5 protein-coding genes are annotated in these 5,421 nt (G+C 42.0%); 2 read left to right on the forward strand and 3 right to left on the reverse strand.

The window, feature by feature from the left end:
• The 3 genes from HMPREF1154_RS10125 to HMPREF1154_RS10135 all read right to left on the reverse strand — a co-directional run.
• The coding region (locus tag HMPREF1154_RS10125; protein ID WP_034567326.1) for a transposase at window positions 1-265 on the reverse strand (265 nt) is incomplete at its 3' end.
• A gap of 88 nt (window positions 266-353) precedes the next feature.
• Window positions 354-1,016: a GTP cyclohydrolase I FolE gene (gene folE, locus HMPREF1154_RS10130; protein WP_009642501.1), complete on the reverse strand. Its 663-nt coding sequence runs from the start codon at window positions 1,014-1,016 to the stop codon at window positions 354-356.
• Between the two features lie 113 nt (window positions 1,017-1,129).
• Window positions 1,130-2,350 (reverse strand): HD domain-containing protein, encoded by a 1,221-nt coding sequence (locus tag HMPREF1154_RS10135; protein ID WP_034567329.1) that lies wholly within the window; start codon window positions 2,348-2,350, stop codon window positions 1,130-1,132.
• Window positions 2,351-2,655: 305 nt separating this feature from the next.
• Between HMPREF1154_RS10135 and HMPREF1154_RS10145 the strand changes: the two genes are divergently transcribed.
• Both HMPREF1154_RS10145 and HMPREF1154_RS10150 read left to right on the forward strand, forming a co-directional pair.
• A complete protein-coding gene (locus HMPREF1154_RS10145) occupies window positions 2,656-3,900 on the forward strand; it encodes an ABC transporter permease (protein WP_009642500.1) in 1,245 nt (414 codons plus the stop codon).
• 27 nt (window positions 3,901-3,927) lie between these two features.
• On the forward strand, window positions 3,928-5,172 hold the full coding sequence (locus tag HMPREF1154_RS10150; RefSeq protein ID WP_009642498.1) for an ABC transporter permease: 1,245 nt from the start codon (window positions 3,928-3,930) through the stop codon (window positions 5,170-5,172).
• Window positions 5,173-5,421 lie beyond the last annotated feature (249 nt).

Genomic DNA, 5,421 nt, shown 5'->3' on the forward strand with positions numbered 1-5,421 from the left:
CTGCATAAGCTTTCTTTAAAGCTGCTAATTCTTTTCTAAGTAGCTCAATTTCTCTTACTTCATCTTTTGTTTCCACGCGTACAACTTTGTTTAATAGGTGATTCTTTCCATATTTTTCGAGCCAATTCTGAATTGTAGAGCCGCCTTTTATATCATATTTACGACGACAATCTTCTATACTCAATCCATTTTTCTCGATCTCTTCAACGATACTTAGCTTAAAGCAATCACTGTACCGAACTAATGCTTTCTGCTTCTTTGTCATGCCTTTTATACTTGTTTTAAGATTTATACTTGTCAATCTATTTCAGGACATGACATAGTTCTAACCACTAACTACTAATCACTAACCACTAATATTTTGTTTCCATTTTGATATACTCCAAGAACTCTTTTCTTACGATAGGGTCTTGGAACTTACCGCCATATTCGGCCGTTACGGTGCTGCTCTCTATATCTCGGATACCGCGGGAGTTCACGCAGAGGTGCTTGGCATCAATCACACAAGCCACATCCTCCGTACCGAGGATGCGCTGCATCTCCTGTACAATCTGCATAGTCAGGCGCTCCTGTACCTGAGGGCGACGCGCAAAGTAATCCACAATGCGGTTCATCTTGGAGAGTCCCAGCACGCGGCCATTGGAGATATAGCCCACATGAGCACGCCCCACGATGGGTAGGAAATGATGCTCGCAAGTGGAGTAGAGGACGATATTTTTTTCTATGAGCATCTCCCCATAGTGGTAATTGTTTTCGAAAGTGGAAGAACTGGGGCAGCGCTTGGGGTCAAGACCGCCAAAGAGTTCTTTTACATAGGCCTTGGCCACTCTCAGTGGAGTGCCCTTGAGGCTATCATCGGTAAGGTCAAGCCCAAGTGTCTCCATAATATCAGCCATAGATTTTTGGATACGAGCGATTTTTTCCTCATCGGAAAGAGAAAAAGCATCGGCTCGCAAAGGGGTCTTAGCCGACGTACTTAGGTGATTTTCACCTATAAAATCGTCTGATGGATTCATTTGATTCTTATTTATTCAAGGGGACAAAAATACAAAATTAATGACAAATGACAAATGACAAACGACAAATCTTTTTCGCAAACTATTAGTCACTGCTCACTAGTCACTAGTCATTATTTAAGAGAGCATAGGTAGTACTTGGTTACTTTAGTAGCCAGTGCATCTAGGTTCATTTGGTCAGAAGCCTTGGTAACATCTATGATCTTATTGTTTTTGGTATAGATAAGGATATTCTGTTCGTCCTTGCGGTAGGCAGTGTTGGAAATCTCTCCGGTAAAGACAAAATAAGATGCCAGCTCCTCTGGTATTTGTAATTGCTCAGCCGCCTCTCTAAGGAGTTCCTGTACCTTTTCTTTCTCTACAGGGCTTCTGTAGAGCCTTACGCGGAGCAAATCACGGTTGAGAATCATCTGGCTGAGCTTGGCCAAGACCCAATCCTCCCCATATTGCCATTCCTTAAGGCCTGAGATGATGTCATAATCGTCCAACTGGGCAAAGAGTTCTAAGGCATGACTGTCAAAAGTATCTTTGGTGATATGGTTTTCTACAAAAAAGCGCAAAGCAGTAGTCATAGGGAGCTTTTTCCCCTGCTGGGTGAGTTCTTTGACCCTTGCTAGGAGCTTGACCAAGACGAATTCTGCTCCTATACTTGTCTTATGCAGATAGACTTGCCAATACATCAGGCGGCGTGCCACTAAGAACTCCTCTATGGAGTAGATGCCCTTTTCCTCCACAATCAGGGTATCGTCCTTTACAGTGAGCATAGCGATGATACGCTGGGAGTTGATATTGCCCTCACTCACCCCCGAATAGAAGCTATCACGCTTAAGGTAGTCCAGTCTGTCCATATCCAACTGGCTGGAGATGAGTTGGTTCATGAACTGCTTTTTGTATTTCTTTTGGAAGATTTCTATAGCTAGGCTAAGTCGTCCCTCGAACTGCTCATTGAGTGCCTGCATAAAGGCCAAGGAGATTTCCTCATGGGAGATCCCCTCCACAATACTATGTTCCATAGCATGAGAGAAAGGGCCATGGCCTATATCGTGCAGCAAGATAGCGATATACAAGGCCTCTTCTTCCTCAGGGGTAATCTCTATTTGCTTGTAGCGGAGGGTCTGTATGGCCTGTTGCATAAGAAACATACAGCCCAAGGCATGATGAAAGCGCGTATGCCTTGCTCCAGGATAGACTAGGTAGGAGAGCCCCATTTGTGAGATACGGCAAAGCCGCTGAAAATAGGGGTGTTCTATCAGGTCAAGGATAAAAGCATTCGGGATATGAATAAACCCATATACAGGGTCATTTACTATTTTGAGCTTATTACGCAATTTCATGTTTTTTAGGGTTAGGGACTCTGTAGGGGCAAATTGCCATTCGCCCTTTAAAGGCAATTTACCTTTAATCGTTGAGATGATATTTTTCTATTGTTTCATTAGAGTCAAGAGGGATCGTGATAGGCATAACTTGTTTTTTGCCGCAAATGTACAAAAAATAAAGAAGAATAACAATGATGAGGAATTAATTTTTAATAAGTGTATAATTTTTTAGATTTTCCTCTTATTTCTTACAGAAAAATCGTACATTTGCCTATTCTAATAGCGAAATTTGATTTTTTTAAAACAACTAAAGAAATACTATTATGGAAACATTACGTGAAATCATTCATTCCATTAAGCAAAACAAAGTACGTACTTTTATGTCAGGCTTTGGGATTATGTGGGGGATCTTTATCTTGGTACTGCTCTTAGGCGTAGGTAAGGGGGTAGAGTATGGGGTGCAAGACCTGCTGAAGAGTTTTGCCTCTAAGTCTATTTTCATTTGGGGAGGGGAGACCTCTATGAAGTATAAGAATATGCAGGAGGGACGCCAGATTTTCTTTGACAAATACCTCTTAGAGGATATTCGTCGTAAGTTCCCTGAAATCAAAGGACTTTCTCCAAGGACAACTATCTCCAAGAATGCTATTTATGGTAAGAAAAATTACTATACCACTGTTACAGGGATTACGCATGAGTATTGGTCTTTCTCCAACTTCAAGATGATAGAGGGCAGCCGCCCTTTCAATCCTATGGATGACAAAAAGGCGCGCAATGTGGCTATTATAGGAAAGAAGGTAGCGACCAAGCTCTTTCTTAACGACAATCCTTTGGACAAGCTCATCGATGTAGGGGGCGTGTATTACCGCGTGATTGGGGTGATGAAGAATGATGATATGGTGAGCCAACAGGCCGAGTCAGAAATCTTTGTACCTTATCCGAGCTTTACCCGTAATATTCAGGATACGCCTGATATTTCAGTCTTTGGCTTCTACCTAAGCGATGATGCTAAGATTTCGGTGATTGATTTTAAGACGAAAATATTCAATTACTTAGCACGCAGCCTGCGCTTTGATGCCAATGACCCTAATGCTGTCTATATACAAACCTTAGAGGAGCAAATATCCGATATCAATAGTATCTTCACTGGTATCAGTGTGTTTATTTGGATTGTGGGGGCTTGTTTCTTGATTAGTGGAATGGTCAGTGTAACCAATATCCTCTTTATCGTAGTCAAGGAGCGCACCAATGAGTTTGGTTTGCGTATGGCCATTGGGGCTACTCCTTACCATATTACTATACAAGTGCTCTTGGAAGCGCTGATTATCACCTTAGCGTCGGGCTTGTTGGGTATGTTCTTAGGCGTAGGGGTACTCAAGCTCGTTAATATGGTGTTGGCGGCTTCAGGGGGCATGGGTCTGCTCAAAACAACCGAAATAGATATGGGTATAGCTCTCTTGGCGGTCTTTATTATGGTGCTTTCAGGTATCTTTGCAGGTACTTTCCCTGCCCGCAAAGCCGCTAAGATAGAACCAGTGGCCGCTATGCGCTATGAAAACAGAGGATAGTGACTAATGACTAACGACTAGTGACTTATGGAAACATTACGAGAAATCATTCATTCCATTAAGCAAAACAAGGTACGTACTTTTATGTCGGGCTTTGGGATCATGTGGGGGATCTTTATCTTAGTACTCCTCTTAGGGATAGGCAAGGGGGTAGAGTATGGGGTACAAGACCTGCTGAAGAGTTTTGCCTCTAAGTCTATTTTCGTTTGGGGAGGGGAGACCTCTATGAAGTATAAAAACATGCAGGAGGGCCGACGTATTTTTTTCGATAAATACCTCTTGGAAGATATCAAGCGAAGATTTCCCGAAATAGGGGGGCTTTCACCAAGAACTTCTATTTCTAAAAATGCTATTTTTGGGAAGAGGAACTACTATACCACTGTTACTGGGCTTACTCATGAGTATTGGTCTTTCTCCAACTTCAAGATGATAGAAGGCAGCCGCCCTTTTAATCTCATGGACGACAAAAAAGCGCGCAATGTGGCTATTATAGGAAAAAAGGTAGCGACCAAGCTCTTCCTCAATGACAATCCTTTGGACAAGCTCATCGATGTAGGAGGGGTGTATTACCGTGTGATAGGGGTGATGAAAAATGATGATATGGTGAGTCAAAGAGTTGAATCAGATATATTTGTACCTTTTCCGAGCTTTACTTGCAATATTGAAGATGCGCCCAATATGTCTACTTTTGCGCTCTATTTAAGAGATGATGCACAAATCTCTGTTCCTGATTTCAAGGTGAAAATAACTAGTTACTTAGCGCGTAATCTGCGTTTTGATGAAAGTGATCCTAATGCGGTCTATGTACGCGCTTTCGAGGAAGAAATATCTAGTGTTAATAGTATTTTTACAGGTATCAGTGTGTTTATTTGGATAGTGGGACTATGTTTCTTGATTAGTGGAATGGTCAGTGTAACCAATATCCTCTTTATCGTGGTCAAGGAACGCACCAATGAGTTTGGTTTGCGTATGGCTATTGGGGCTACTCCTTACCATATTACTATACAAGTACTCTTGGAAGCGCTGATGATCACCTTAGCGTCGGGCTTGTTGGGTATGTGCTTAGGCATAGGGGTACTCAAGCTCGTTAATATGGTATTGGCGGCTTCAGGGGGCATGGGACTGCTCAAAACTACCGAAATAGATATGGGTATAGCTCTCTTGGCGGTCTTTATTATGGTGCTTTCAGGTATTTTTGCAGGTACTTTCCCCGCCCGCAAAGCCGCTAAGATAGAACCAGTGGCTGCTATGCGCTATGAAAACAGAGGGTAGTGACTAATGACTAACGACTAATGACTAGTGACTAATGCAAATCAGTAGTTATAGTCGAACAGAAATAGTTTGCGAAAAAATAGCATGAGCAGGTGTAGGGGCTAATGGCAATTAGCCCTTGAAAGAGAGTAAATTAGGAATGAATCCCTTGCCTTATTTATTCGTATTTTATTCGCATTCTAAATATGATTGACTATAAAAATATCTGTATAATCTAATTCGTTAAGACGCAATAAATTGCGTCTCTAC

This window comes from Capnocytophaga sp. CM59 (genome assembly GCF_000293175.1).
Taxonomy (GTDB): Bacteria; Bacteroidota; Bacteroidia; order Flavobacteriales; family Flavobacteriaceae; genus Capnocytophaga; species Capnocytophaga granulosa.

What these genes read in the sequence shown, in the direction of transcription:
- folE (WP_009642501.1), bottom strand. Translation starts at nt 1,016, where the DNA reads ATGAATCCATCAGACGATTTTATAGGTGAAAATCACCTAAGTACGTCG.
- HMPREF1154_RS10135 (WP_034567329.1), bottom strand. Translation starts at nt 2,350, where the DNA reads ATGAAATTGCGTAATAAGCTCAAAATAGTAAATGACCCTGTATATGGG.
- HMPREF1154_RS10145 (WP_009642500.1), top strand. Translation starts at nt 2,656, where the DNA reads ATGGAAACATTACGTGAAATCATTCATTCCATTAAGCAAAACAAAGTA.
- HMPREF1154_RS10150 (WP_009642498.1), top strand. Translation starts at nt 3,928, where the DNA reads ATGGAAACATTACGAGAAATCATTCATTCCATTAAGCAAAACAAGGTA.